This window comes from Kosakonia sp. 1610 (genome assembly GCF_050435845.1).
GTDB classification, from domain to species: Bacteria; Pseudomonadota; Gammaproteobacteria; order Enterobacterales; family Enterobacteriaceae; genus Kosakonia; species Kosakonia cowanii.
Window position 1 is genome coordinate 204,923 of the sequence record NZ_JBNDKZ010000003.1, and the last position, 23,365, is coordinate 228,287.

Annotated in this window: 25 protein-coding genes; 15 read left to right on the top strand and 10 right to left on the bottom strand. The window is 58.7% G+C overall.

Annotated features, from left to right (window positions below; genetic code table 11):
- Positions 1-9: 9 nt before the first annotated feature.
- A complete protein-coding gene (betA, locus tag ABIC80_RS11635) occupies positions 10-1,689 on the top strand; it encodes a choline dehydrogenase (protein WP_305206943.1) in 1,680 nt (559 codons plus the stop codon).
- A gap of 30 nt (positions 1,690-1,719) precedes the next feature.
- Here the strand turns inward: betA and ABIC80_RS11640 are convergent, their stop codons facing one another.
- From ABIC80_RS11640 to ABIC80_RS11650, 3 genes are all read right to left on the bottom strand, one after another.
- Positions 1,720-2,166 carry a GNAT family N-acetyltransferase gene (locus ABIC80_RS11640; RefSeq protein ID WP_429177231.1) on the bottom strand — a complete coding sequence of 149 codons (447 nt, stop codon included), beginning with the start codon at positions 2,164-2,166 and terminating at the stop codon, positions 1,720-1,722.
- A gap of 10 nt (positions 2,167-2,176) precedes the next feature.
- On the bottom strand, positions 2,177-2,734 hold the full coding sequence (locus ABIC80_RS11645) for a GNAT family N-acetyltransferase (protein WP_312200924.1): 558 nt from the start codon (positions 2,732-2,734) through the stop codon (positions 2,177-2,179).
- Positions 2,735-2,867: 133 nt separating this feature from the next.
- A complete protein-coding gene (locus ABIC80_RS11650; RefSeq protein ID WP_429177234.1) occupies positions 2,868-3,656 on the bottom strand; it encodes a MipA/OmpV family protein in 789 nt (262 codons plus the stop codon).
- 110 nt (positions 3,657-3,766) lie between these two features.
- Here ABIC80_RS11650 and ABIC80_RS11655 point away from each other — a divergent pair, with 110 nt between their 5' ends.
- From ABIC80_RS11655 to ABIC80_RS11670, 4 genes are all read left to right on the top strand, one after another.
- Entirely contained in the window at positions 3,767-4,462 is a 696-nt protein-coding gene (locus ABIC80_RS11655) for a response regulator (RefSeq protein ID WP_042713947.1), read from the top strand.
- Positions 4,459-5,655 (top strand): sensor histidine kinase, encoded by a 1,197-nt coding sequence (locus tag ABIC80_RS11660; protein ID WP_429177236.1) that lies wholly within the window; start codon positions 4,459-4,461, stop codon positions 5,653-5,655. The genes ABIC80_RS11655 and ABIC80_RS11660 overlap by 4 nt, the downstream gene beginning before the upstream one ends.
- A gap of 78 nt (positions 5,656-5,733) precedes the next feature.
- Positions 5,734-6,852 carry an efflux RND transporter periplasmic adaptor subunit gene (locus ABIC80_RS11665; protein WP_429177239.1) on the top strand — a complete coding sequence of 373 codons (1,119 nt, stop codon included), beginning with the start codon at positions 5,734-5,736 and terminating at the stop codon, positions 6,850-6,852.
- A complete protein-coding gene (locus ABIC80_RS11670; protein WP_429177242.1) occupies positions 6,849-9,923 on the top strand; it encodes an efflux RND transporter permease subunit in 3,075 nt (1,024 codons plus the stop codon). Before ABIC80_RS11665 ends, ABIC80_RS11670 begins: the two co-directional genes overlap by 4 nt.
- Here the strand turns inward: ABIC80_RS11670 and ABIC80_RS11675 are convergent.
- From ABIC80_RS11675 to ABIC80_RS11690, 4 genes are read right to left on the bottom strand one after another with little or no spacing between them, the layout of a single operon-like run.
- On the bottom strand, positions 9,888-11,120 hold the full coding sequence (locus ABIC80_RS11675) for an MDR family MFS transporter (protein WP_042713939.1): 1,233 nt from the start codon (positions 11,118-11,120) through the stop codon (positions 9,888-9,890). The genes ABIC80_RS11670 and ABIC80_RS11675 overlap by 36 nt on opposite strands.
- A gap of 15 nt (positions 11,121-11,135) precedes the next feature.
- A complete protein-coding gene (locus tag ABIC80_RS11680; protein WP_042713938.1) occupies positions 11,136-11,897 on the bottom strand; it encodes an ABC transporter ATP-binding protein in 762 nt (253 codons plus the stop codon).
- Positions 11,897-12,931: a FecCD family ABC transporter permease gene (locus ABIC80_RS11685; RefSeq protein WP_094420563.1), complete on the bottom strand. Its 1,035-nt coding sequence runs from the start codon at positions 12,929-12,931 to the stop codon at positions 11,897-11,899. The genes ABIC80_RS11680 and ABIC80_RS11685 overlap by 1 nt, the downstream gene beginning before the upstream one ends.
- Positions 12,931-13,929, bottom strand: a complete 999-nt coding sequence (locus ABIC80_RS11690) for an ABC transporter substrate-binding protein (protein ID WP_305206938.1) — start codon at positions 13,927-13,929, stop codon at positions 12,931-12,933. The genes ABIC80_RS11685 and ABIC80_RS11690 overlap by 1 nt, the downstream gene beginning before the upstream one ends.
- Positions 13,930-14,198: 269 nt before the next feature.
- Between ABIC80_RS11690 and ABIC80_RS11695 the strand changes: the two genes are divergently transcribed.
- The 8 genes from ABIC80_RS11695 (at position 14,199) to ABIC80_RS11730 (ending at position 19,983) form a co-directional block, all read left to right on the top strand.
- On the top strand, positions 14,199-15,737 hold the full coding sequence (locus ABIC80_RS11695) for a methyl-accepting chemotaxis protein (RefSeq protein ID WP_042713931.1): 1,539 nt from the start codon (positions 14,199-14,201) through the stop codon (positions 15,735-15,737).
- Between the two features lie 107 nt (positions 15,738-15,844).
- Entirely contained in the window at positions 15,845-16,273 is a 429-nt protein-coding gene (locus ABIC80_RS11700; protein WP_263753344.1) for a type VI secretion system amidase immunity protein Tai4, read from the top strand.
- A 157-nt stretch (positions 16,274-16,430) separates the two neighbouring features.
- Positions 16,431-16,970, top strand: a complete 540-nt coding sequence (locus tag ABIC80_RS11705; RefSeq protein ID WP_263754772.1) for a type IV secretion protein Rhs — start codon at positions 16,431-16,433, stop codon at positions 16,968-16,970.
- Between the two features lie 5 nt (positions 16,971-16,975).
- The gene (locus ABIC80_RS11710) at positions 16,976-17,374 is read left to right on the top strand and encodes a putative T6SS immunity periplasmic lipoprotein (RefSeq protein WP_263753343.1); all 399 of its coding nucleotides are present in this window, start codon (positions 16,976-16,978) and stop codon (positions 17,372-17,374) included.
- Between the two features lie 101 nt (positions 17,375-17,475).
- A complete protein-coding gene (locus ABIC80_RS11715; RefSeq protein ID WP_429177244.1) occupies positions 17,476-17,826 on the top strand; it encodes a putative T6SS immunity periplasmic lipoprotein in 351 nt (116 codons plus the stop codon).
- A 35-nt stretch (positions 17,827-17,861) separates the two neighbouring features.
- Positions 17,862-18,263, top strand: coding sequence for a putative T6SS immunity periplasmic lipoprotein (locus ABIC80_RS11720; RefSeq protein WP_312277859.1), 402 nt, complete (start codon positions 17,862-17,864; stop codon positions 18,261-18,263).
- Between the two features lie 62 nt (positions 18,264-18,325).
- Entirely contained in the window at positions 18,326-18,847 is a 522-nt protein-coding gene (locus ABIC80_RS11725) for a TetR/AcrR family transcriptional regulator (RefSeq protein ID WP_094419251.1), read from the top strand.
- A complete protein-coding gene (locus tag ABIC80_RS11730) occupies positions 18,844-19,983 on the top strand; it encodes an MFS transporter (RefSeq protein WP_429177247.1) in 1,140 nt (379 codons plus the stop codon). Before ABIC80_RS11725 ends, ABIC80_RS11730 begins: the two co-directional genes overlap by 4 nt.
- Here ABIC80_RS11730 and ABIC80_RS11735 read toward each other — a convergent pair.
- Together ABIC80_RS11735 and ABIC80_RS11740 are read right to left on the bottom strand one after the other, a co-directional pair.
- Positions 19,931-20,560, bottom strand: coding sequence for a hypothetical protein (locus ABIC80_RS11735; protein WP_429177250.1), 630 nt, complete (start codon positions 20,558-20,560; stop codon positions 19,931-19,933). The genes ABIC80_RS11730 and ABIC80_RS11735 overlap by 53 nt on opposite strands.
- Positions 20,560-21,291, bottom strand: a complete 732-nt coding sequence (locus tag ABIC80_RS11740) for a hypothetical protein (RefSeq protein WP_312606269.1) — start codon at positions 21,289-21,291, stop codon at positions 20,560-20,562. The genes ABIC80_RS11735 and ABIC80_RS11740 overlap by 1 nt, the downstream gene beginning before the upstream one ends.
- Positions 21,292-21,438: 147 nt before the next feature.
- Here ABIC80_RS11740 and ABIC80_RS11745 point away from each other — a divergent pair, with 147 nt between their 5' ends.
- Together ABIC80_RS11745 and ABIC80_RS11750 are read left to right on the top strand one after the other, a co-directional pair.
- The gene (locus tag ABIC80_RS11745; RefSeq protein ID WP_429177252.1) at positions 21,439-22,476 is read left to right on the top strand and encodes a hypothetical protein; all 1,038 of its coding nucleotides are present in this window, start codon (positions 21,439-21,441) and stop codon (positions 22,474-22,476) included.
- A 41-nt stretch (positions 22,477-22,517) separates the two neighbouring features.
- Positions 22,518-22,982 carry a hypothetical protein gene (locus tag ABIC80_RS11750; protein WP_429177255.1) on the top strand — a complete coding sequence of 155 codons (465 nt, stop codon included), beginning with the start codon at positions 22,518-22,520 and terminating at the stop codon, positions 22,980-22,982.
- Between the two features lie 19 nt (positions 22,983-23,001).
- Here the strand turns inward: ABIC80_RS11750 and ABIC80_RS11755 are convergent, their stop codons facing one another.
- On the bottom strand, positions 23,002-23,277 hold the full coding sequence (locus ABIC80_RS11755) for a hypothetical protein (RefSeq protein WP_263753334.1): 276 nt from the start codon (positions 23,275-23,277) through the stop codon (positions 23,002-23,004).
- Between the last annotated feature and the right edge of the window lie 88 nt (positions 23,278-23,365).

Sequence of the window (23,365 nt, forward strand, 5' to 3'; positions counted from 1 at the left end):
GAGCGACTAATGGAATTTGATTACATCATCATCGGAGCCGGATCCGCAGGGAACGTATTGGCAACAAGACTGACCGAAGATAGCGACGTCAACGTGCTGCTGCTTGAAGCGGGCGGTCCCGATTACCGTTTTGATTTCCGCACGCAGATGCCTGCGGCGCTGGCGTACCCGTTGCAGGGCAAACGCTACAACTGGGCGTATGAAACCGAGCCCGAGCCGCACATGAACAACCGCCGCATGGAGTGCGGGCGCGGCAAAGGGCTGGGCGGATCGTCATTGATCAACGGCATGTGCTACGTGCGCGGCAACGCGATGGATCTCGATAACTGGGCACAGGAACCGGGGCTTGAGCGCTGGACCTATCTCGACTGCCTGCCTTACTACCGTAAATCGGAAACGCGCGATATTGGCGCGAACGACTACCACGGCGGCGAAGGCCCGGTCAGCATCACCACCTGCAAACCGGGCAACAACCCGCTGTTTGCAGCGATGATCGAAGCGGGCGTGCAGGCGGGCTATCCGCGCACCGAGGATCTCAACGGCTATCAGCAAGAGGGCTTTGGCCCGATGGATCGCTTTGTGACGCCGAAAGGGCGTCGCTCGAGCACCGCGCGTGGCTATCTTGATACCGCGAAAAAGCGCGCCAACCTGACCATCATCACCCATGCCACCACCGATCGCATTCTGTTCGACGGCAAGCGGGCGGTGGGCGTTGAGTATCTGCACGGTGCCAGCAACACGCCGCAGCAGGTGCATGCGCGCCGCGAAGTGCTGCTCTGCGCGGGTGCCATCGCGTCGCCGCAGATCCTGCAACGCTCCGGCGTCGGTGCGGCAGATCTGCTGAAGAAGTTCGATATTCCCGTGGTGCACGATCTGCCGGGCGTCGGGGAAAACCTGCAGGATCACCTCGAAATGTACCTGCAGTACGAGTGCAAAGAGCCGGTGTCGCTCTACCCGGCGCTGAAGTGGTGGAACCAGCCGAAAATCGGCGCGGAGTGGCTGTTTAACGGCACCGGTATTGGTGCCAGCAACCAGTTCGAAGGCGGCGGCTTTATCCGCAGCCGGGAAGAGTTCGCCTGGCCGAACATTCAGTACCACTTCCTGCCGGTGGCGATTAACTACAACGGCAGCAACGCGGTTGAAGCCCACGGCTTCCAGTGCCACGTTGGCTCCATGCGCTCGCCGAGCCGCGGCTTTGTGCGCCTGAAATCGCGCGATCCGCGTATGCACCCGGCCATTCAGTTTAACTACATGGCCCACGAGCAGGACTGGCAGGAGTTCCGCGATGCGATCCGCATTACACGCCAGATCATCAACCAGCCAGCGCTGGATAAGTATCGCGGGCGTGAGATCAGCCCCGGTATCGAGTGCCAGACCGATGAACAGCTGGATGAGTTTGTGCGTAACCACGGCGAAACCGCCTACCATCCGTGCGGCACCTGCAAAATGGGCAGCGACGAGATGGCGGTAGTGGACGGGGAAGGGCGCGTGCACGGCCTGCAAGGGCTGCGCGTAGTCGATGCCTCGATTATGCCGCTGATCATCACCGGTAACCTGAACGCCACCACCATTATGATTGGCGAGAAGATTGCCGATAATATCCGTGGCCGCACGCCGCTGCCGCGCAGCAATGCCGACTACTTCGTGGCGGGCGACCGCCCGGTGCGCGGCGAGCCGATGCGCGCGTAGCGCCAGCAGCCGGTAGGGCTCTCTTACCGGCTAGTTTTGCCCCAGCCGCAGGCAGTGCGTCACCCGCTCAATCCCTTCCGTTGGCACAAAGCCTGCGCGTTGGTAAAAGCGGAACGCCGCCTGCGGTGCATGCGTGTAGAGATTGTCAAAGCTCTGCGCGGCCTGGGCGACAATCTCTCTCAAAAGCGCGCTACCCACCGCCTGGCTGCGATAGGCTGCGGCAACGTAGAGGTGGCGCACCCGGCCTGCGCGATCTCCCTGCACAAACGGGTCGATATTCAGCCCGCAAACGCCGACCAGTTGGCCGTCAAGCAACGCGCCCAGCAGCATTTCGCCAGGCTTATCAAAGCGGTTGTGCTGATTGAGCCAGTTCTCCTCAAGCCTGCGCAGCATATTAAATCCTTCCACCACGCTCGCCTGTTTTAGCGCCTGAAAACCGTCGACTGCCGGGGTAATGGCGGTGATGTTTAGTGACATAACACCCTCGTTATTGATGGAGATAATCCTGGCGCAGCAGGCCAAACAGCCAGTCATTGTGCCAGCGGTTATGCAGCCAGTAGCTCTCGCGCAGCTCGCCCTCCAGCACAAACCCCACCTTTTCCAGCAGGCGGCGAGAGGGGTGATTGCCGGCGGTGACCATCGCCGTTAGCCGCCGGATGCCGCCTTTATGGAAGGCGAAATCGCACACCGCCTGTAACGACTCGCGCGCATAGCCTTTTCCCTGCGCCTCGGGAGCAAAGAGAAACCCCACTTCGGCGCAGTCCGCTTCGCGATGGATATAGCCGGTGACGCCGAGCCTTTCACCGCTCGCTCTGTCGCGCACCACCAGGCAGAGCCAGTGCGCGCTCCCCGGCTGCCAGGGCGGCAAGCGGGCGGTGAAAGCCTCCTCGATCTCCTCTGGCGCGCGCGCGTCGGAGATGTAATGCTGCACCTCATTGCTCGCCATCAGGCGGCTAAAAAAATCGCGATCCTGGGCCTCGATTTGCGTGCAGACCAGCCGTGGCGTGTCGAGGCAAAGGGCGTTAGTGTGGGCGTCTTTATTCATCTCATCGCTGTTTTGTTGGCAATCATTACAAAGAGATATATGTCAGATAGGCACCCAGGTAAACCAGAAAGCAGCCAAACCAGATCTTCCCCACCAGCTGATAATCCTCTTTTTTCACGATCTTCCCCCCTGTTCAGAAGGTCCAGGTCACGGCAAGCGTGCCGGTTCCCTCATTACGTTGCGAGACAATCGGGCTGTCGCCCGCGCGATCGCCAAGCCAGGTGTAGCCCGCGCTCAGCAGTGTTCCCCAGTGTTCGTCGAACTGATGGCTCCAGGTGAGCGAGCTGTTGACGCCGTAGAAACCGCCCGCGCGATCATAGGGGCGAAAACCGCTGCGCTGGCTCTGCCGCGCGCTGACGGCATAAAAGGTGTTGATGTAACGGCTGTCGCCAAACAGGGCAGCGGACTGGAGTGCCACGGTATCGCTGGCGCTCTGCACCGGCAGCAGCGTCACCGAGGTTTGATACTGCACACCCTGGCTGTCGGTCAGCGGCAGCGTCGCTTTACCTTCAACGGAGAGCCACGGCGTGATCGACCAGCCGACGGCAAACGCCGTATTCATCGTTGCATCGATTTTCCCCATCCCTTTCAGGTTATTGGCCCCGTCGCGCCAGGAGGAGTTGCTCTCATCGCGGCCGAGGCCGTAACCGAGCGTATGTTCGAGATAGAGGCCGTTATCGCTTTGCAGGTCGTAACCGATGCCCTTTTGCGAATCAATGAAGAGGGCATTATCACGTGCCTGAATCAGCGGAACGAATTGCAGGCGCTGCTTGTCTGAACCGCTATAGCGCGGCGCAGACTGTGCGCCGATGCCTACAGTTACGCCATTTTGTGCCGATGGATCATCATCGGCGTGCGCCGCAGAGGCGGTGGCTGCCAGCAGGGCGCAGAGGCTATACAACGTACGTTTTCTGGTTATCATCGTCACATCTCGTCGGTGGGAAAGGGTGTGCGCAAGCGCTGAAAGGGAACATAGACAGGTCGTATCAATAAACCGTCAGCAAAGTGTTAAGAAACGGTCAAGGTGGGGAAATGGTGGCGAAAAGAGTGCTGGTGATTGAGGATGACGCGGATGCGGCGGGCGTGCTGGAGGCCTATCTGCGCCGTGAAAATTATGAGGTGACGCTGGCGAGCGACGGCCTGGCCGGGCTGGAGCTGGCGCAGCGCTGCAAGCCCGATCTGATCCTGCTCGATGTGATGCTGCCCGGCATGAACGGCAGCGAAGTGCTGGCGGCGCTGCGGCGCAAAAGCGATGTGCCGGTGATCATGGTGACGGCGCTCGGCGATGCGCCGGATCGCATTGGCGCACTGCGTTACGGCGCGGATGATTATGTGGTGAAGCCCTATCACCCCGGCGAAGTGGTAGCGCGCGTGCAGGCGGTACTGCGGCGCACGCAGCGCGCGGAAACCCAGGAGGAGGTGCTGCGCTGGCACAACCTTGCGGTCGACACCGTCGCCATTAGCGTGACCGTCACGCAAGAAGATAACCAGACGCGCGCGCTGGAGCTGACGCCGACGGAATTCTCCCTGCTTACGACACTGATGCGCCATCCCACGCGTGCTTTCTCCCGCCAGCATCTGCTGGAGCACTGCCTGCCCGAAAGCGAAGCGCTGGAGCGGGTGGTCGATACGCACGTCTACAACCTGCGTAAAAAGCTGGAAAACGCGGGTGTCAGCGGCGTGTTAAGCAATGTGCGCGGCGTCGGTTACAGGTTCTCTCAGCCATGAAAAATTTAGCTCAACAGTCACTCTGGCGCTGGATTTGCGTGCGTATCCTTGCGCTGGCGATCGGTACGGTGATCATCATCGCGCTCTGTATGTGGCTGCGCTACGCCGTGCAGACTGTCTGGATCCTGCACGCCATGCCTGCGCCGGTGCGCGCCGAGTTTCTGCTGTTGAAAGAGAACCCGGAGATCAACCCGACGCGCTTTCACGAAATCGTCGACACCTGGTGGGGGCTGAGCTACTCCACCCCCTCTATCGCCTCGACGGACTGGATCCTGGTCAGCGTGCTGGTGCTGGTGATGATCCCCTTTATCGTCTTTATGGGGCTGCGCTATGCCCGCCCACTGACCCTGCAATTTAGCCGCCTGCGGGACGCCGCCGAAGAGGTGACGCAGGGGGCATTTGGTGCGCAAGCCGAACTGGTAAAAGAGGCGCCCGCCGAAATGGTGCGCTTTGCCAGCGACTTTAACGGCATGACCCGCCAGCTGGCGCGCTATGAGCGTGAACTGCGCGCCTCCCACGTGGCGATGGCTCACGAACTGCGCTCGCCGCTTACTGCCGCGATTGGTCGCCTGCAGGGGATGCTGGATGGCGTGTTTGAGCCAAGCCCTGCGCAGATGTCGATGGTGATGAAGCAATTACAACTGCTGCGCCGCTTAACCGATGAGCTGCACCTGCTCTCACTGGCCGACGCCGGGCAGCTGATGCTCAACTGCCAGCCGCTGCTCTTAGATGATCTGCTGCGCGAACGCGCGGCGTGGATGAAACCGCAGGCCGACGCCGCCGGGTTCACCTTTACCCTGACAGCGCCAACGCCCGCGCCGCTGGAGGGCGACGCCTTCCGCTTAGGGCAGGTCTTTACCGTGCTGATGGAGAATGCGGTGCGTTACGGCCGGCAGGGCGGCCATCTGTTTATCACCCTCACATCGCAGGCGAGCGGCTATTTAATTGATTTCACCGATGACGGCCCCGGCGTGGAGGCTGATTTTCTGCCGCTGATGTTTGATCGCTTCACGCGTGCCGATACCTCGCGCGCGCGCCATTCCGGCGGCAGCGGCCTTGGGTTATCCATCGCCCAGGCGATTGTCCATGCCCACGGCGGCAGCATCAGCGCCGCGCTGCCGGAAGCGGGCGGGCTGGCGATCACCCTTCACCTTCCCCACATTGTTGAGGCGCAAGAAAAGTTGCAGCCTTGATAAAACCTTGACGAAACGTGGGCTGAATCTCGACGCGTCACGCCTGTAATAGCGCCATTACCTATTCGGAGTGGCGCTATGTCAGAACAGTTTATCCCTTACGCACGCCCGCTCGCACACAGGCTTTTGCACGCTGTGCGCGGGCTTCCTCTGCTGATAGTGCTGGCGCTGGCTGCGACCGGCTGTGGCGAGAAAAAAACCGACAAACCGGCCCCGCTGCGTCCGGTGCGTTACCTGGTCGTCGCTAACAGTGCGGCAAACCCGCAAACGGTGCGCACCGGCGAGATCCGTGCTCATGATGAGACAACGCTGGCTTTCCGCCTGGATGGCCGCATGATTTCCCGTGAGGTGGATATTGGCGCGCGGGTGCATGCCGGGCAGGTGCTGGCCTCCCTTGAGAGCGAAACCGGTAAAAACCAGCTCGCCAGCGCCCGCGCCGATGTGGAGAGCGCCCGCGCGGCTGAGCAGGTGGCGGCGCTGAATCTGAAACGGATGCAGGCGTTAATGCCCTCCGGCGCGATTGCCCGCACGCAGCTCGACAGCGCCCGCGCCGACTGGCAGTCGGCAGCATCAAAACTGAAAAGCAGCACTGCTGCATTACGCAATGCCGAGCAGAATCTGAACTGGACGCAACTGGTCGCCCCGGCAGATGGCATTATCACGCGCGTGAACGCCTCTGCCGGGCAGGTGGTCAGCGCCGGGCAGGCGGTCTTTACCCTCGCCACCAGCGAGGCGCGCGACGTGGTGTTTGCCGTTGCCGACCCGCGCCAGCTGGCATCAAACGCAACGTTCACCGTTGCGCTGCTGGCGGATCCGTCGGTGAAGGCGAGCGGCAGCCTGCGCGATATCAGCCCGCAGGCCGATCCGCAGACGCGCACCTGGCAGGTGCGGCTGGCGCTGGCAAACCCGCCTGCTGCGATGGCGCTCGGCGCCAGCGCCACCATTGCGCTGCCGGAATCAGCATCCGCAGGCTTCGCGGTACCTGCCCCGGCATTAAGCCGCCTTGGTCAACAACCGGCGCTGTTTGTGATTGATGAGAAAAACCGGGCGCAGCCGCGCGCGGTGACGCTGGGCGGCTACAGCGCCTCATCGGTGTTTATCCGTTCCGGCCTGCGCCCCGGCGACAGAGTCATTACTGCGGGCGTCAGCAAATTGCGCGCTGGTGAGCAGGTGATCGCCGGGGAGTTGCAGCCATGAAACGCTCGCGCTTTAACCTCTCTGCCTGGGCGCTGGAACATCAGCAACTGGTCACCTTTTTTATGCTGCTGGTGATAGTGATGGGCGTGCTCTGCTACCAGCAGCTGCCGCGTAATGAAGATCCGGCATTCACCATCAAAACGGCGGTCGTCACCGCTCAGTGGCCGGGTGCCAGCGTCGAAGAGACAACGCAACTGGTCACCGACGTGCTGGAGAAGAAGTTACAGGAGGTTCCGCATCTCGATTTTATTGAGAGCGAAACCCGCGCTGGCAGCACGATTATCAACGTCAACCTGCGCGATGACACACCACCAAAAGCGGTGCCCGACATCTGGTACCAGGTGCGGAAAAAGATGCAGGACAGCGCCGCCGATCTGCCGCAGGGCGCGCAGGGGCCGCAGGTCAACGATGAGTTTGATGACACCTTCGGCACCATCTATGGCTTTACCGCCGACGGTTACTCGCCGCGTGAACTGCGCGATCGGTTGGAGACCATCCGCCGCAGCCTGATGTCGCTGAACGATATCGGTAAGATAAGCCTGATAGGCGATCAGCAGGAGCAGATTGTTATCGCCTTCTCCCCGCGTCAACTGGCGGGAATGGGGCTCGATATTGAGCAGATCAGCACAGCGCTGAAGGCACAAAACGCCATCGCGCCCGCCGGTACCATCCGCACCGGTGAGGATAACGTGGCGCTGCGCGTTAGCGGCGCGTTAAGCAGCGAAGAGAGTCTGCGGGCGGTGACGCTGCATATCAACGATCGCTATATTCCGCTCACCGATATCGCCACCGTCACCCGCCAGGCCGCAGAGCCGCCCGCGCCGCAGTTTCGCGTTAACGGGCAACCGGCGCTGGGGCTGGCGATCTCGATGGCTTCGACCGGGAATATGCTGCGCTTTGGCAAGGCGCTGGATGCGCGTATGGCGCAGATCCAGGCCCAGCTGCCGCACGGCATTGAGATGGTGAAAGTGGCCGATCAGTCGCAGGTGGTGAGCGGGGCGGTGAGCGGTTTTGTCCGCGTGCTGGTGGAAGCGGTGGTGATTGTGCTCGCCGTCTCCTTTGTCTCGCTGGGCCTGCGCGCGGGTCTGGTGGTGGCCGCCGCCATTCCGCTGGTGCTGGCGATGACCTTCGCCGGGATGATGCTCGCCGGGATCGGCCTGCAACGCATCTCCCTCGGCGCGCTGATTATCGCGCTCGGTCTGCTGGTGGATGATGCGATGATCACCGTTGAAACCATGGTCGCGCGCCTGGAAGCGGGGGAGTCGCGCAGGCAGGCCGCTACCTATGCCTTCAAAACCACCGCCTTTCCGATGCTCACCGGCACGCTGGTGATGATCGCCGGGTTTATTCCCGTCGGCTTCGCCGCCTCCAGCGCCGGGGAGTACTGCTACTCGCTGTTTGCCGTGGTGCTGATCGCGCTGCTCTGCTCGTGGGTGGTAGCGATCCTCTTCTCTCCGCTCACCGGCACCTGGCTGCTGCCCGCGCGCATCGATAAGCACGGCGATCGCGTTGGCAGGCTGAAGCGCGGCTATCAGGCGTTGCTGCGCCTCGCGCTGCGCTGGCGGCTGACCACGCTGGCACTGGCGCTGCTGGCGCTGGGGTTGTCGCTGGTCGGCACCACCTATTTGCAGGGGGAGTTTTTCCCCGCCTCCGATCGCCCGGAGCTGCTGGTGACGCTCTCGCTGCCCGCGAACGCCTCGCAGACCGAGACGCAAAAGCAGGTGGAGCGCCTTGAGCGGGCGATGGCCGGTAATGAGGATCTCGATCGCTACAGCAGCTACGTCGGCTCCGGCGCGGTGCGTTTTTATCTGCCGATGGATGTTTTGCAGGACAACGAAAACACCGCGCAACTGGTGGTGGTGGCAAAAGATCTCGCCGCCCGTGACCGGCTGCGTCAACAGCTGGAGACGCTGCTGGCAAAGCAGTTCAGCGCGATTACCTCTCGCGTGTCACCGCTGGAGCTGGGGCCGCCGGTGGGCTGGCCGGTGCGCTACCGCGTGAGCGGGCCGGATTATGCAAAAGTGCAGACGCTGGCGCATCAGCTGGCGGCGCAGATTGGCGGCTCGCCGCTGACCCGGGAAGTGAACCTGACCGCCGGGGAGCCGGAGCGGATGATCCGCTTACAGGTTAATCAGACCGCCGCGCGTGCGGCGGGCGTCTCCTCGGAAAGCATTGCCCGGATGCTTGATACCGTCTGGTCCGGCGCGACGCTCACCACGGTGCGGGATAACGATCGGCTGGTGGACGTAGTGCTGCGCGGTAACGATCGCGAGCGGCTCGACATCGGTACGCTCGGCACCTTGATGCTGCCGACGTCTAACGGCACAAAAATTCCGCTGAGCGAAGTGGCGACGCTGGAGTGGGGGCTGGACGACCCGGTGATCTGGCGTCATCAGCGGCTGCCCTTTATCACCGTGCAGACGGATCTCGCGCCGGGCCTGCGCGCGGAAGCGGTATCGTCCGGTCTGCGCCCGACGGTGGATAAGCTGCGCGCCCAGTTGCCTGCCGGGTATCGCATTGAAGAGGGCGGCACCGTTGCCGAGTCGGACAAGGGCAACGGCTCAGTGTATGCCGTGCTGCCGGTGACGCTGATTATTATGCTGCTGCTATTAATGGTTCAGCTTCAGCGCTTCTCGCGCATGCTGCTGGCCGTCACCATGGCACCGTTTGGCCTGCCGGGAATTGTGTTGGCGATGCTGCCGACCGGCACGCCAATGGGATTTGTCGCGCTGCTGGGGGTAATTGCACTGGCGGGGATGATCATCCGCAACGCGGTGATCCTGATTAGCGAAGTGGACAGCAATCTGCACCTTGGGATGCAGCCTGATGAGGCGATTATCGCCGCGTCGGAGCACCGCGCGCGGCCGATTATGCTGACCGCCTGTGCGGCGATCCTCGGCATGATCCCCATCTCCCATCAGGTGTTCTGGGGGCCGATGGCTTACGCCATTATCGGCGGGCTGCTGGTGGCAACGCTGGTGACGCTGACGGTGTTACCCGCCGCGTTCAGCCTGGTGCTGCAACTGAGCGCCCGCTTAGCCCCTGCGCATCGGGCGGCAGATAAAGATTAAGGCCACCGCGCTACAGAGCGGGAAGATAGCCAGCTGCAACCAGGGGTAGATCGCCTCAACCGAGGGGGTTAACGCCCGGTCGAGCTGGCTGCCAAACAGCAGGTTGCCCGCCAGCACGGCAAAACCGCCCGCCGTCGCCAGCGCGCCATAGTGCGCGCCGAGCGTGGCGTCGTCAGCGAACCACGGCACCATATCTTTCGCCGCAGGCACCAGCAGCATCTGTCCGAGGGTTAATAACGAGACGAAGCTGATGGCGGGCAGCAGCCGCATCCAGCCCGCAGGCGGCGTGCTGGCAGCGCAAAGCGCGACGCTGGCAAAGCTTGCAGAGATGAGCAAAAAGCCCACCGGCATCATGCGCGCGGCACCAATGCGGCGCGTTAAGCGGGCGAGGGGCAGTTGCAGGGTGATAATCAGCACCGAGGCCAGCATAAACAGCGGCCCGAGATCTTTTTCGCTACCGCCCGCGCGCTGGATCTCAACCGGCAGCGCCAGGTAGAGCTGGTTGTAGCTCAGTAACCAGGAGCTGTAGGCGATGATAAAAGCGACAAAGCGCGGCTGGCGAAAGGTGGTCCACCACGGCGTGACCGCCAGCGTCTGGCGTTTTGGCGGCGCGGGCGGCAGGCAGAAGAAGAGCACAATCAGCGCCACGACAAACACCCCAGCACCTGCTAACGCCACCTGGCGAAAGCCGAGGCCGGTCATCAGCGCGCCCGCTACCGGGCCGAGCACCGCGCCCAGTTCGCCGCAGACGGCAAAAAGCGCAAACCACTCGGCGCGGCTGCGCTTGCCCTGGCTCTCGCTCTGGGCTCCGGCGCGCGCCAGTAACGCTTCAATCGAGGGGGAGAAGAGCGCGCCGCCGATCCCGGTCAGGCAGGCACCGACAATGATCGGCCCCAGCGAGTGGCCAAAGGCCAGCATCAAATAGCCCGCGACGCGGATAATGCAGCCGCAGAGGATAATCACGCGCGCGCCAAAGCGGTCCGATAACGCGCCGCCGATAAAGAACATCCCCTGCTGCGAGAAGGTGCGCAGCCCAAGCACCAGGCCGATCAGCCCGCCGGAGAGCAGTAAGTCATCGCGCAGAAAGATCGCCAGAAAGGGCACCACGGCGTAGAAGCCGATATTAAAAACAAACTGGCTACCGAGTAAAACAGGCGGCCAGAGCTGTTTCGCTGGCCGCAGGTGGGGAAAGGACATGCGAAAATCCTGACGTCAGGCGATGAAGTGGATATGGTTTTTATCATGGCAGGGCGATGGCGTGATTTTCGCCTTCACGCGAAACACCTCCCACAGCAGATCTTCAGTGAGGATCGCCTGCGGCGTACCGCTCGCCACCACAGTACCGTGCTGCATCACAATCAGGCTGTCGCAAAACATCAGCGCATGGTTGAGATCGTGAATGGCGACGATGCTGGTCACCGGTAGCTCGCTGATAAGCTTCATCAGCTGGAGCTGGTGGTGAATATCGAGGTGGTTGGTCGGCTCGTCGAGCAGGATCTCTGACGGCATCTGCGCCAGCGCGCGGGCAATGTGGACGCGCTGCCGCTCGCCGCCCGATAGCGTCAGCCACCCCTGCTGGCTTTTCTCCAGCATGTCGACGCGTGCCAGCGCCGCGGAGATGGTCTCATCATCCTCCGTGCTCCAGCTGGAGAAGGGGGAGTGGTGCGGAATACGCCCCAGTTTCACCACGTCGCGCACGCGCATATTGGCATCGGTCATGCCGTGCTGCTCAACGAACGCTACCCGGCGGGCGAGCTGCTTTTTGGGCAGCCGGTGAAGGTTCTGCCCGTCGAGCAATACGCGTCCTTTATGCGGGCGACGCAGCCCCGCCAGCACGCGCAGCAGGGAGGATTTCCCCGAGCCGTTCGGCCCCAGCAGGCCCACCGTTTCGCCACGCGCAACCGTCAGTGAGACATCGTTGACGATCACTTTTTTACCCACCTTCCAGGTGATGTTTTCAGCGGCGATGCTCATTAGCGATTCCTTGAACGGTAAATAATAAAGGCGAAGAACGGCACGCCGACCAGCGCGGTGACGACGCCCACCGGCAGGCTCTGCGGGGCAATCAGCATGCGCGAGGCGATATCCGCCAGCACCATCAAAATCGCGCCTGCCAGCGCACAGGCCACCAGCAGCCTGCGGTGCAGCGGCCCAAAGAAGAAGCGCATCATATGCGGCACCACCAGCCCGACAAATCCGATGGAGCCAGCCATGCTGACAATGGTGGCGGTGATCAGCGCCGTGGTGGTAAACAGCGCGAGGCGCACCCACGGCACGGCGATACCTAACGAGGCCGCCGCATCATCACCGAAGGTGAAGGCATCCAGCGCCCGCGAGTAGTAGAGGCAGATCGCCAGACCAATCAGCACCACGATCAGCACCAGCTGGAACTCCGGCCAGCGCACGCCGCTAAAGCTGCCCAGCAGCCAGAACATTACGTCGCGCGCCTGCTGGGCGCTGGCGGAGGTGCTGATGGTATACGCCGTGACGGCGTTAAAGAGCTGCGAAGCGGCCACCCCGGCCAGGATGGTGCGCTCGTTGCCGCCGCGCGCGCCGTTGGTGAGAAACGCCACGAAGGCAAAGGCGGCGAAAGCACCGGCAAAGGCGCCCGCCGAGAGCGATACCGCACCCGCGCCAAGACCGAGCACCACCACGGAGACCGCACCGGTCGAGGCGCCCGCCGAGACACCGAGCACATAGGGCTCGGCCAGGGCGTTTTTCAGCAGGCTTTGCAGCACCGCGCCGCAAATCGCCAGCCCGGCGCCACAACAGGCAGCGACCAGCGAGCGGCTGAGGCGAAAATCCCAGATCACGCTTTCATAGATGCGGTTGAGCGGCTCGGCGGTTAGCCCAAGCTTATTGCCAATCGCATAAAAAACGCTGGGTAACGGAATCGCCAGCTCGCCGACGCTGGCCCCTACCGCAATCACCACCACCAACAGCACAACGGCAAGCAGCGCGGCACTACTTAACCACAGCGTTTGTCGCGTTGGGTGCAACGCTGCCATCAATTAAGCCCCATCTTTCTCAGCTGTTCAGCAACCTGCTCTGCGCCATAAATGGTGCGAATAGTGGGGTTCATCGCCTGTCCATCCATCACCACGATATGGCCTTTTTTCACTGCCTCAAGCTGGCTGACGGCGGGATCGCTCTTCAGGAACTTAATCTTCTCCTGGGCGTTATCCAGCGCCCAGCGGTTGCGGTCGAGGCTGGAGACGACGATCACATCCGGGTTAGCGGCAATAATGCTCTCCCAGCCAACGGTCGGCCACTCAGTTTCGGTGGTGATGGCGTTATGGCCGCCGAGCACATTGGCGATAAAGCCGGAGGCGCTGTTTTTGCCGCCGACGTAGGCGTCAGCAGAAGGGGATGAGCTGGAGAACCAGAAGACGAAGGAGAGATCTTTTTTGTTTTTACCAAACTCTTTACGCAGATCGGCTTCGCGCTTTTTGAAGTCGGCAACCAGCGCCTGGCCGCGATCTTCAACGTTAAAGATCTTCGCGAAATCCTCGATCTCCTGGTAGAGGTAGGTCATGTCCCACAGCTTCTGGCGGCTGCCGTACATGTCGCCGGTGCCCTTTTTGGTGGCGCACATGCCGGGTGACATATAGCTGTTAACGCCGACGGTGGCGAGATCTTCGCGCTTCGCCACTTTGCTCTCTGGCCCCAGCAGCAGCGGTGATTGCGCGGCAACGAAATCCGGGGTTTGCGCCAGCACCGACTCCAGCGTGGGGATCTCAACCGTCAGGGTTTTGATCTTCGCATTTTTGTCCGCCAGTTGCGGCAAGACTTTGGTCGGCCAGAAGGCGGTGGCGGCGATTTTATCTTCCAGGCCAAGCAGCAGCAGGATCTCGGCGGTGTTTTGCCCTAACGCGACCACGTGCTCAGGGGCTTTGTTGAAGGTCTCTTTGTAGCCGCAGTTTTCAAGGATGAGGGGATATGTGGTGGCATAAGCAGAACTTAATGAGGCAAGCGCCAGCCCCAGCGCACAGAGAACCTTCTTCATTCAACACTATCCTTCATTAACATTATGGTGATTTATGGGATCATCGAAATAGTTTCGCAATGATAATGAATCCTATTACGAATGCGAGATCTTCTTTGCGCGAGGGGCTCAAATTTGTTTTATGAATGGATTTTTGAGGATTCATATTTAGTGTAAATATGATTATTTAATTTAAATTTCGCTCCCTTTTGGTCGATAACTCTTTTAAGGCAATTCGCATTTTATGCGGTGCCACATCGTTTTGTCGCTCTATCACCCAAGGGATCACTATGTCAGTCAGGCGTTTTTCATTGCTCGTTTTTGGTCTGTTACTCTCTATCTTCCTTATCAGCTCCGCGTCTAACCTCTGGTCGCTTACCCGCAGTAACGACTCGCTGGATAACGTAAACAAAGAGATCCGCGTGGTGCTGTCGGTCATCGATCCGATTAACCATAGCCGTACCCTGCGCGTGCGCCTGATGGAGGCGATGATTAACGCCTCGCTGGGCGATAGCCAGAAAACCCAGGCCTCCCTTGAGAGCGCCAATGAGGTGATGCAAAAAGCCTCTTCGGCGTTCAACAACTACCTGGCCGCGCCGCGCGTTGCCGGTGAAGATGCCCTTGCCACGCCGTATCGCCGGGCCTGGCAGAACTATGTTGATAACGGCTTACGTCCGCTGATGGATGCCGCGAAAAACAACGACACCGCGCGCTTTAACCAGCTGGTCAGCACTACCATTCCTCAGCTGGATCGTCAGTTCGAGATCACCCTTGATAACCTGCTGGCGTTCCGTGAAAAGTATGCCCAGCAGTTGAACAATGAGGCGCAGAGCCGCTTCGTTAACAGCATGATGACTATCGGCCTCTTTGCACTGCTGTTTACGCTGATCATTGTGGGCATCTTTATCCTGCTGCGTCGTCGTGTGCTGTCACCGCTGGATGCCGCGCGTCTGCACTGCCAGAAAATGGCGGCGGGCGAACTGAATCTGCCGGTGGTTTCCAACTCCAAAGATGAGATCGGCGGCATGATGAGCGCGCTGGAGCAGATGCGTCTCTCGCTGGTGCAGATCATCTCTCAGGTGCGCAACTCCAGCCAGAGCGTGGCTTACGCCGCAGAAGAGATCGCTGCGGGTAACACCGATCTGTCGGCGCGTACCGAAGAGCAGGCCGCCTCGCTGGGGCAGACCGCTGCCAGCATGGAAGAGCTGACCTCAACCGTGAAACACACCTCTGAAAACACCCAGCAGGCCAACAGCCTGGCGGGGAATATGCGCAGCGCGGCGCAAGAGGGGAATGCGATTGTTGAAGAAGCCGTGGTGTCGATGAAAGAGATCGAAACCAGCTCCGGCAAGATCGGCACCATTATCGGCATCATTGAAGATATTGCTTTCCAGACCAACATCCTGGCGCTTAACGCCGCCGTTGAAGCAGCGCGCGCAGGCGAGCAGGGTCGCGGTTTTGCGGTGGTGGCAACCGAAGTGCGTAACCTCGCGCAGCGCTCCTCCGTGGCGGCGAAAGAGATCAAAGAGCTTATTGAGCTCTCCGGTCGTCAGGTGCTGGTGGGCAGCGATCGCGTTACCAGCGCAGGCGAGAGCATGCAGCGTATTATCAACTCGGTGAAGCAGGTTTCCGAACTGATGTCGGAAATCGCGCTCTCCACCGGTGAGCAGAGTCGTGGGATCGATCAGATCAACCTCGCGGTGGCGCAGATGGATACCGTGACCCAGCAGAACGCCGCGCTGGTTGAAGAAGCCTCTGCCGCAGCCTACTCGCTGAAAGAGCAGTCTCAGCTGCTGGAAGAGGCGGTGGCGGTGTTTAAGCTCAGTTAATCAGGCGAAGCCGTTAACTTGAGGCCAGCCATGTTATGTGGCTGGCTTTTTTTATGGGCTTTGCTTTACGCTCTGCTGCACAACCACTGTTTTGTCTGGAGTTATTGATGAAAGGGTTTTCTCGCGGGTTAATCGCCAGCTTACTGTTGAGCGCCGGGGTAAGCGCTGCGCCTCAACCTGACGCCGCAAGCCGCACCTATGCACAGAATTACAAAGATGCCGCACTGGCGCTCTGTGTAGCGAAAGCGTACGCCAGTGAACCCGCTGCCGGTAAAGACGCATCAGCCAGCGCTGGCGGTTTTGATAACTGGAGTGAGTATGATGCCGAAAAGGGCGCCGGGAAGATGGGCGAACTGGCCGACCGCTATCTTGCAGGAGAGTATCACTCCCATCAGGGCAGCGATGTAAAACTCAATCTGATGAAATGCATCGACATGTATCACAGCGCAGAGCTTGCAAAACAGGTCAAAGATTTTGTGCCGCATCCCGAGCGCAGTTGGGCGCAGGATCATGCTTCAGCAAAGCGCGGTAAATAAGATTCCGGCAATTAGCGCGAAGGGGTAATTTAATTACCCCTGTAACGCGTCCTTATAAAAAATAATCTGAATTTTTGTTTTCTGCTTATTCCCCCTGCGCAGCGGTGACGAGATTTGTTGATAATCCTGCGCTGTGATTTGTGAGAGGGAATAAATGATGACTACAGGACGTAGAGAGGGAACATTGCGTCTGATGACGCTCGGTGAAATTGCCATGGCACGTCAATTTTACGGCGATGCGATTGTATATAGCCGCGTCTGGATCCACTGCGACAGCTACTTCCCGTTTGGGCTGCAGCATCCGGATTATGTTATGGCGCCGAATGGGGAGATTTGGTACAGGAAAGAGCTATATCATCATGACTTTTCCCATTCAACTGTGAATATGACGAGCAAGCACACCTTCATGCATGAAATGGGTCATGTCTGGCAGCATCAGCATGGTCAATGGGTTCGAACGCGAGGACTATTCAGCTGGGCTGCAGATTACTTTTATCAACTTGATAAAGAGAAAATTATAGATTACTCCCTTGAGCAGCAAGCCTCTATCCTGGCCGACTACTGGGTATTACTTATTTATGGTATAAATACGTGGCTTACATTACAGGGCGAAAATAAACCCGGAAAATATCGAGGTAAAGAAGCATTATGCGATATACCATCCCTTTATCGTCGAATTGTGACAGGAAGAAGATAATCCCTATGTCAAAGCTTTCATGTGTAGTAATACTTTTTTTGTTAACAGGTTGTATTGGTTTCTACGATAAGGCAGTAGGAAGCACCGAAACTGCAGTTAACATCAAGAACAATAGAGTTTGTGCCGTATCTCTTATGAAGCCCGGTGAGAAAATGATCGCGGTGGAAATCTATAGTCATGACGGCGAAAAGAAAATTGAGACATTTCCGGCAAAACCGCTGTATGTTCCTCTCGGGGAGTGTTTGCCGTTATTCGGCACAACCTTTAAAACGGGGGATGCCTATTATTTTTATTGGCACATCCTTCCCGTTAAAGGCGATCTTCAACTCATCTCCGCTAAATTTACAGTGACAATTGATCCTGATGGGCGCCTTTTATCGCTCAATAGCGGTGCGCCTGATTAGAGCCAGTGATATTTCTCCTGTAACGGGAAATAACGGGGCGGTGAACCATGTATTACATTTCCTCTCTTTATGAGGTGCTATTCCTGCGGTGAATAAAATTAATGAAAAAAGTAATGTTATTAATGCCTTTTTTGCTTACCGGTTGTCCTGGGCCTGGCGACAGATTTACACCGCGCACTGCCACAACGGTCATTTTAAAAGGCAGTAGCGTTTGCGCATTATCAATCATGAAATCGGGTGAAAAGTTGACCGCAGTAGAGATCTACAGCAGTAAAGATGAACCTGTTTTTCTTCAGTTTAACGATAAACCCCTCTCTGTTCCCCACGGTCACTGTTTACCGCTATTTGGTGCCACCTTTAAATATGGCAACGAATATACCGTGGCCTGGGATATTCATACCGCAGATGGGATGTATATGATCATTGCAGAATTCATGCTTTCGAACGACTGAAACTAATACCGCATTTTTTATTAGAGAGAAGGAGTATGAGAAAAAGTTTGCTAATAGTAGCAGTATGTACCCTATCTGGCTGCATCGGTTTTCTTGACAAAATGACACGAGAAGCGCCGACAAATCTATTTTTGATGAATCATGAAGTTTGCGCAGTCTCGATCATGAAACCCGGCGAAAAGATGGTCTCGGCTGAGATTTTCAGTACTGGTGCTGGTGAAGGAAAGCGTTTTGAACTCTTCCCGGAAAAGCCGCGTTATATTGCTGCGGGTGATTGTCTACCCATGTTTGGTACTCCATTCAGGGCAGGGGAAAAATATGCTTTGTACTGGAACGTAGTGCCGCTCAAGGGGGATGCCTATCTCATCAGCGCAAAATTCACTCTTTCAACTGACAGCACGGGGCGTATCTCACTGACAGATGATTCCACTCGCTAAACATCGTAAAAAAATCTCCCCGTTTTTTTGCAGAAGTAAAACGATCGGTTTACTTTTTAACTATGCAAAAACGAAAAGATATCATCGAGGCCGCCGAGCGGCTCTTCTATGACAACGGCTTTCACGCCACCAGCACCGACCGCATCTGCCGCGAAGCGGGCGTCTCCACACGCACGCTTTATCGCTATTTTCCGTCGCGCGAGCAGCTTACCGAGGCGGTGATGCAGGCGCGTCAGCAGCGGTTTTTTGCTGACCTGCGAGCGCCTGACGATCCGCTCGCCATTCACACGCTCTTCACCGTGCTCGGCGACTGGATGGAGGCACATGGCACCGGCGGCTGCTTCTTTCTGAAAGCCTGGGGCGAGTATGCGCAGGAGAGTGTTCGCCTCTCGGCGCTGGCGCTCGATTTTCGCTATCAGCTGCGCGCTTACATCACCGACTGCGTACACGACGCCGCGCTGGCAGATGCGATATGGATGCTGTTTGAAGGCGCTATCACCTCGGCATTGATCGTCGGTGCGCAGGCCGCGCAGCGCGCCGGTGATGCGGCGGCACTGCTTATTGCCCACCAGGAGACGCCATGAAAAACTCCCTCCCGCTCGCCGTTACCGGCTTTCTGTTGATTGCCGTCTCTTACGGGCTGGCGCGTTTCTCGTGGGGATTGATGCTGCCCGCGGTCTCGCAAGAGGTGCCATTCAGCCCGCGTCTGGCGGGCGTGCTTTCTGCTTGCAGTTTCGCCGCCTACTGCCTGTCGGTCTCGGTGGCATCCCGGCTCTGCACGCGCTATGGCGCAAGGTTGGTAGGCGTGATCTCCGCTCTCTGTGCCGCGGCCGGTTTGCTGCTGCTTGCCGCTGCTTCCTCGCCCCTATTGCTGGCAGCAGGGCTGCTGATTGCCGGTTTCAGCGCCGGGCTCTCTTCACCGTCGCTGGCGGCGGCGGTTAGCCAGGCTGTCACCGCGCAGCGCCAGACGCAGGTTAACACCATCATCAATGCCGGTACGGGCGCAGGAATTATCCTCTCTGTGCCGCTGCTGCTTGTTCTGCCCTGGCGCTACGCCTGCGTGCTGTTCGCGGCGATTGCGCTGCTGACCTTGCTGCCGGTGTGGCGCTATCTGCCGTCGGGTGCGGTGAAGCAGGTTGAGCCATCCGCTCAGAGGGGGCTGTTTACTCGTCCGCTGGTGCGCCTTGCGATCGTCGCCTTTATCAGCGGTATGGCGAGCGCGGCGTGGTGGAGTTTTGGCCCCGAGGTGCTGCGCCAGCATGCGAAAGTCGCGAATACGCTGATAAGCCTGCTGTGGCTGGTATGCGGTGCAGCGGGGATGCTCGGGGTCCTTACCGGGCCGCTTGCGCGCCTCATCGGCATGGGGCAGGTTTACCGCCTGTCGCTACTGTTTATGGCCGCTCCGCTGATGCTAATTGCCTTCAGCCATACCTTTAGCGGCTGGCTGTTTCCGGCGGTGGCGCTCTGTGGGGCGGGTTACATTACGCTTTCCGGCGTGCTGCTGGTCGGCGGTGCGCAGGCCACGCCAGAGAGGCCTGCATCCGGCGTCGGCGTGGTCTTTTTTATGCTCGCTGCCGGGCAGGTTGCCGGATCGATGCTTTTCGGCGTGCTTTACGCGCAGATCGGCGCTGCACCAGCGCTGATCGCCTTTACGCTGCTGGCGGGCATTATGCTGTTTTATCCGCCCGCAGTATTGCCAGGTGAGCCTCGATGCGTTTAACAAGCGCGTCAACGCTACCGTCATGCGCTAGCTCATGAAGCTGCACCCGGAAACCGATCGCTTTGATGGGTTCACCCTCTGCAAGGCTGACCGTACCGTCAGTTTTTGGATAACCGCGATAGCTGTTCCACAGCGTGTAAGGGGAATCGTAGGTTCCGTTTTTACAGGCGGCGAAGAGGTAGATTTCAAGCAAGCTTTTTGCATTTTCTGGTGCTGTTTTCAATGCGCTGGCGAGCGGTTTTTCATCTTCGCCATACTGCTTGTTGCGCTGCTCCCAGGCCAGATCGCTGTCCGTTACCAGGCGGAAATCAACAACGAAATCCTCGCTCCCCATTTTGCTGGCGGTCTGCTGGTGAGCGAAAACGAAGGCGGCATCCATCAGCGGCAGGAAATCCCACTCCCAGCAGGTAAAAGGGTTGCTGTTACGCTGCGGCGGTGGGCTGAAGCTCCAGTGATCGCGGCGAAAAAACTCTGCCCCAAGGCGATAGGCGGTTTCATTGATGAGCGGCAGCATCTGCTGATAGTAGGCCGCACAAATCCGGTGCGCCTGGCGCACGACGCTAAAGGGATCGGACATCAGGATTTTCCTTGTGAAGAGGGGAAGCCAGCCGACAGGTCGGCGTGATGAAGAGACGAAAGAAAGGGCTGCCACGGCAACAACGGCGCGCGGATGCCATATAGCTCAAGGGCGCGCAGGCAATCGGCGACAATGCGTTGATCCTGCTCTGTCGGCCAGCCGCTGGCAGGGTGTTCCATTTTGGCGCGAACCTCGCGCCACTCTAAGCCGTAAAACGACACGCCATCAAAGAGACGCTTCAAATCGCAAAACAGAGCGTTAGCGTGCTTCGGTAAGTTGCCGATCGCCAGAAAATGCAGCGCCTGCTGGGCCTCTTCACTGTTTTTCCACGCATAGATCTCTTTACACCACTGCTGTTGGTACTGCTGACCACCTTCTGGCGGTTTGACTTCCACCATCAGCGTGGCGTGTTCGAAGGTCAGGACTACATCGGGCTCGGCATACTTGTCCTTTTCATTGATCCACGGCGCGACAGCGCTATCCAGCACATCAGGAAAGGGATATTTGGGCCAGAACGTAAGGGATTCAAATTTTCCCCACGGGCCAGTATCGGTTGCGAGCAGGGAGGAGAGTAAAGCCTGTATGGCTTCTTGTGAGAGGTAGCTTATTCGCGCCCAGAAAGCGGCGGTTAAGAGATCTTCATAGTTTTGAAATACCGACCGCCAGCTTTGCGCGGCCTTATCGCTCACATCCACGCGCCGCGCTTTGCTGTTCAAAATGGCATGTAACATTGTGGTTCCTTTCACAAAGTAATGAGAGGTAATAAACGGCAGGCGATCCCTTTTCTTTAATCTCAGCCATGGTTTAAGACATTCTGGTAGTTATCCCTGCGGCAACTTTGCCTTACACTCTGCGGGTCACGTCGTAAGGAGAAGAGGATGAGTGAGTACTGGTGGAAAGATCTGCTCGACCGTCAGGATCGCTGGCAGGGGCTGGAGCTGGTGGTGCGCGAAGGCAACGGCCAGGCGATGGAGATGCAGAGCGGCAACAACGGCCGCATGGCGCTGCAGGTCAATGGCGAACCCCTCTTCTGGGCGACGATGCTAAACGACCACTCCGGCGTCTGGCTGGTGTTTAACGCCGAGCACCCCGGCCAGGATCTGCTGCTGCCTGCCATCAGCTCGGCGGACGTAGAAAGCGCCAAACGGGCGGGCGAAGAGAGCTGGATCAGCCACTGGTGCCGCTACTTTGCCCGTGAATTGATGGAAGCACCCGTTCCACTGTTGCCGCCGCGCCGCTGGCTGCTGCGCCCGATGCTGGCAGCCAGGCCGAAGGCGCCCTATGTTTGTGACCGCAAAGTGCAGCGCGATGAGTGGCGTTTTGAGACGCCCGACCACAGCACCTATATCGGCGTGAACTGGTCGCTCTACAGTGAAGATTTTCCCGATCTGCAAAACCCGGAGAAGGTGAAGTGGGTTGACTGGTGGTGGGGCGGTCATCTGCTGCTCAGCCGCTATCCGGTCGATGCCGGGTCCGGCCGCGTGAAGTGGTGGCGCAAGAAGTGCCGCGAAAACGCGCTGCCGCCGATTCTGGTGTGGTATATCGCCGGGCTGGCGTCGTTCGTCATCCTCGACGGCCATGACCGGTTACAGGCCGCGCTGGCAGAAGAGTATCAGCCGCAGTTTCTGGTGCTGAGCGAACTGAGTGAGCAGTCGTGGACGCCCGATGAAGCGTCGCGGGAAAAAGTCCTGCATTCGCTGGCTATCCAGCAGGAGAAGAGCAAGAAAACCCCGGCCAATATCGATGCGATGAACCAGTCACTGATGAACCTCTACGACACGCGTTATCTCTATGCCCCGACGCACAGCCGCGCGGTGCTTGGCGATGGCTCCGGCTGGGAGCGTCAGGTGAAAACCTATCTGCAACGCCATCAGCTTGATGCGTTTATCGGGAAGATTATGGCGCGCGAAGAGTAGGTAAGACTGGAGCGTCAAACTACGGTGCAGGATAAAAAGTAATGATGCAAAAGCCCCACGCAGCCACCGCGTTAATCTTCCGCATAGTGAAGTGGGGCAGCCTGTTGGTGGTTTCCCTCGCGCTGGTGCTCTTCTTTCTGCTCTGGCTGATGCTCTCCGGGCTGGGGGAAACGACGGTCTACACCGAGCGTAATCTTTGGGATTACAACACGTTGACTGAAAAGGCGATTGCGCAGGCTCCGCGTATCACCACGACGTATCATCTGGAATTTCATAATGGTGACGGTTATCCCTCCATCAACAGCATAATTTTTGAGAATGCCAGCAAAGAGAGTATCGAGGCGCTGCGGCAGTACATTCAAACCCTCGGCTATGAGCGCGATCCGCATCCGATAACCCGTGCAGAAGAGTGGCGAAAACCCGGCAACCCCGCAGCAGATACCTTTTCACTCTATTACGATGCGCAAACCCGCGAGGCGACGCTAAGCATGATACTGCTACGTTAGTGAGTGCTTACTGGAGGCGCTATCGTCTGCGCTTACAAATATGTTTATCCCGATGGCCTCTGTAGCCGATGCACTCTCCTGTTTCCGGATCGACGTAGTATTTAAACGGCGAGGGTAAAAATTGCTCATTGAAGGGCGCGTCCAGAGGTGGCGCGATATTGGTACTGATTTCCCAGTACCGCTTGTTGTCACTTTCAACGAGCGAAGCCACGTGGTAGGCCTCATCCCAGCCGTTTTCGAAATTTTCATTCGCCCAGGCTTTCGCCGAGGCGAGTGCGGTTTTTTCGTCAATCATGTGCCTTCTCCTAAAGACAGAATTGGCTCATCATGAACTTTTTCAGCCAGTAAGCAAACCCATCCCGCTTCCCTGCGGGCCTGTAAAT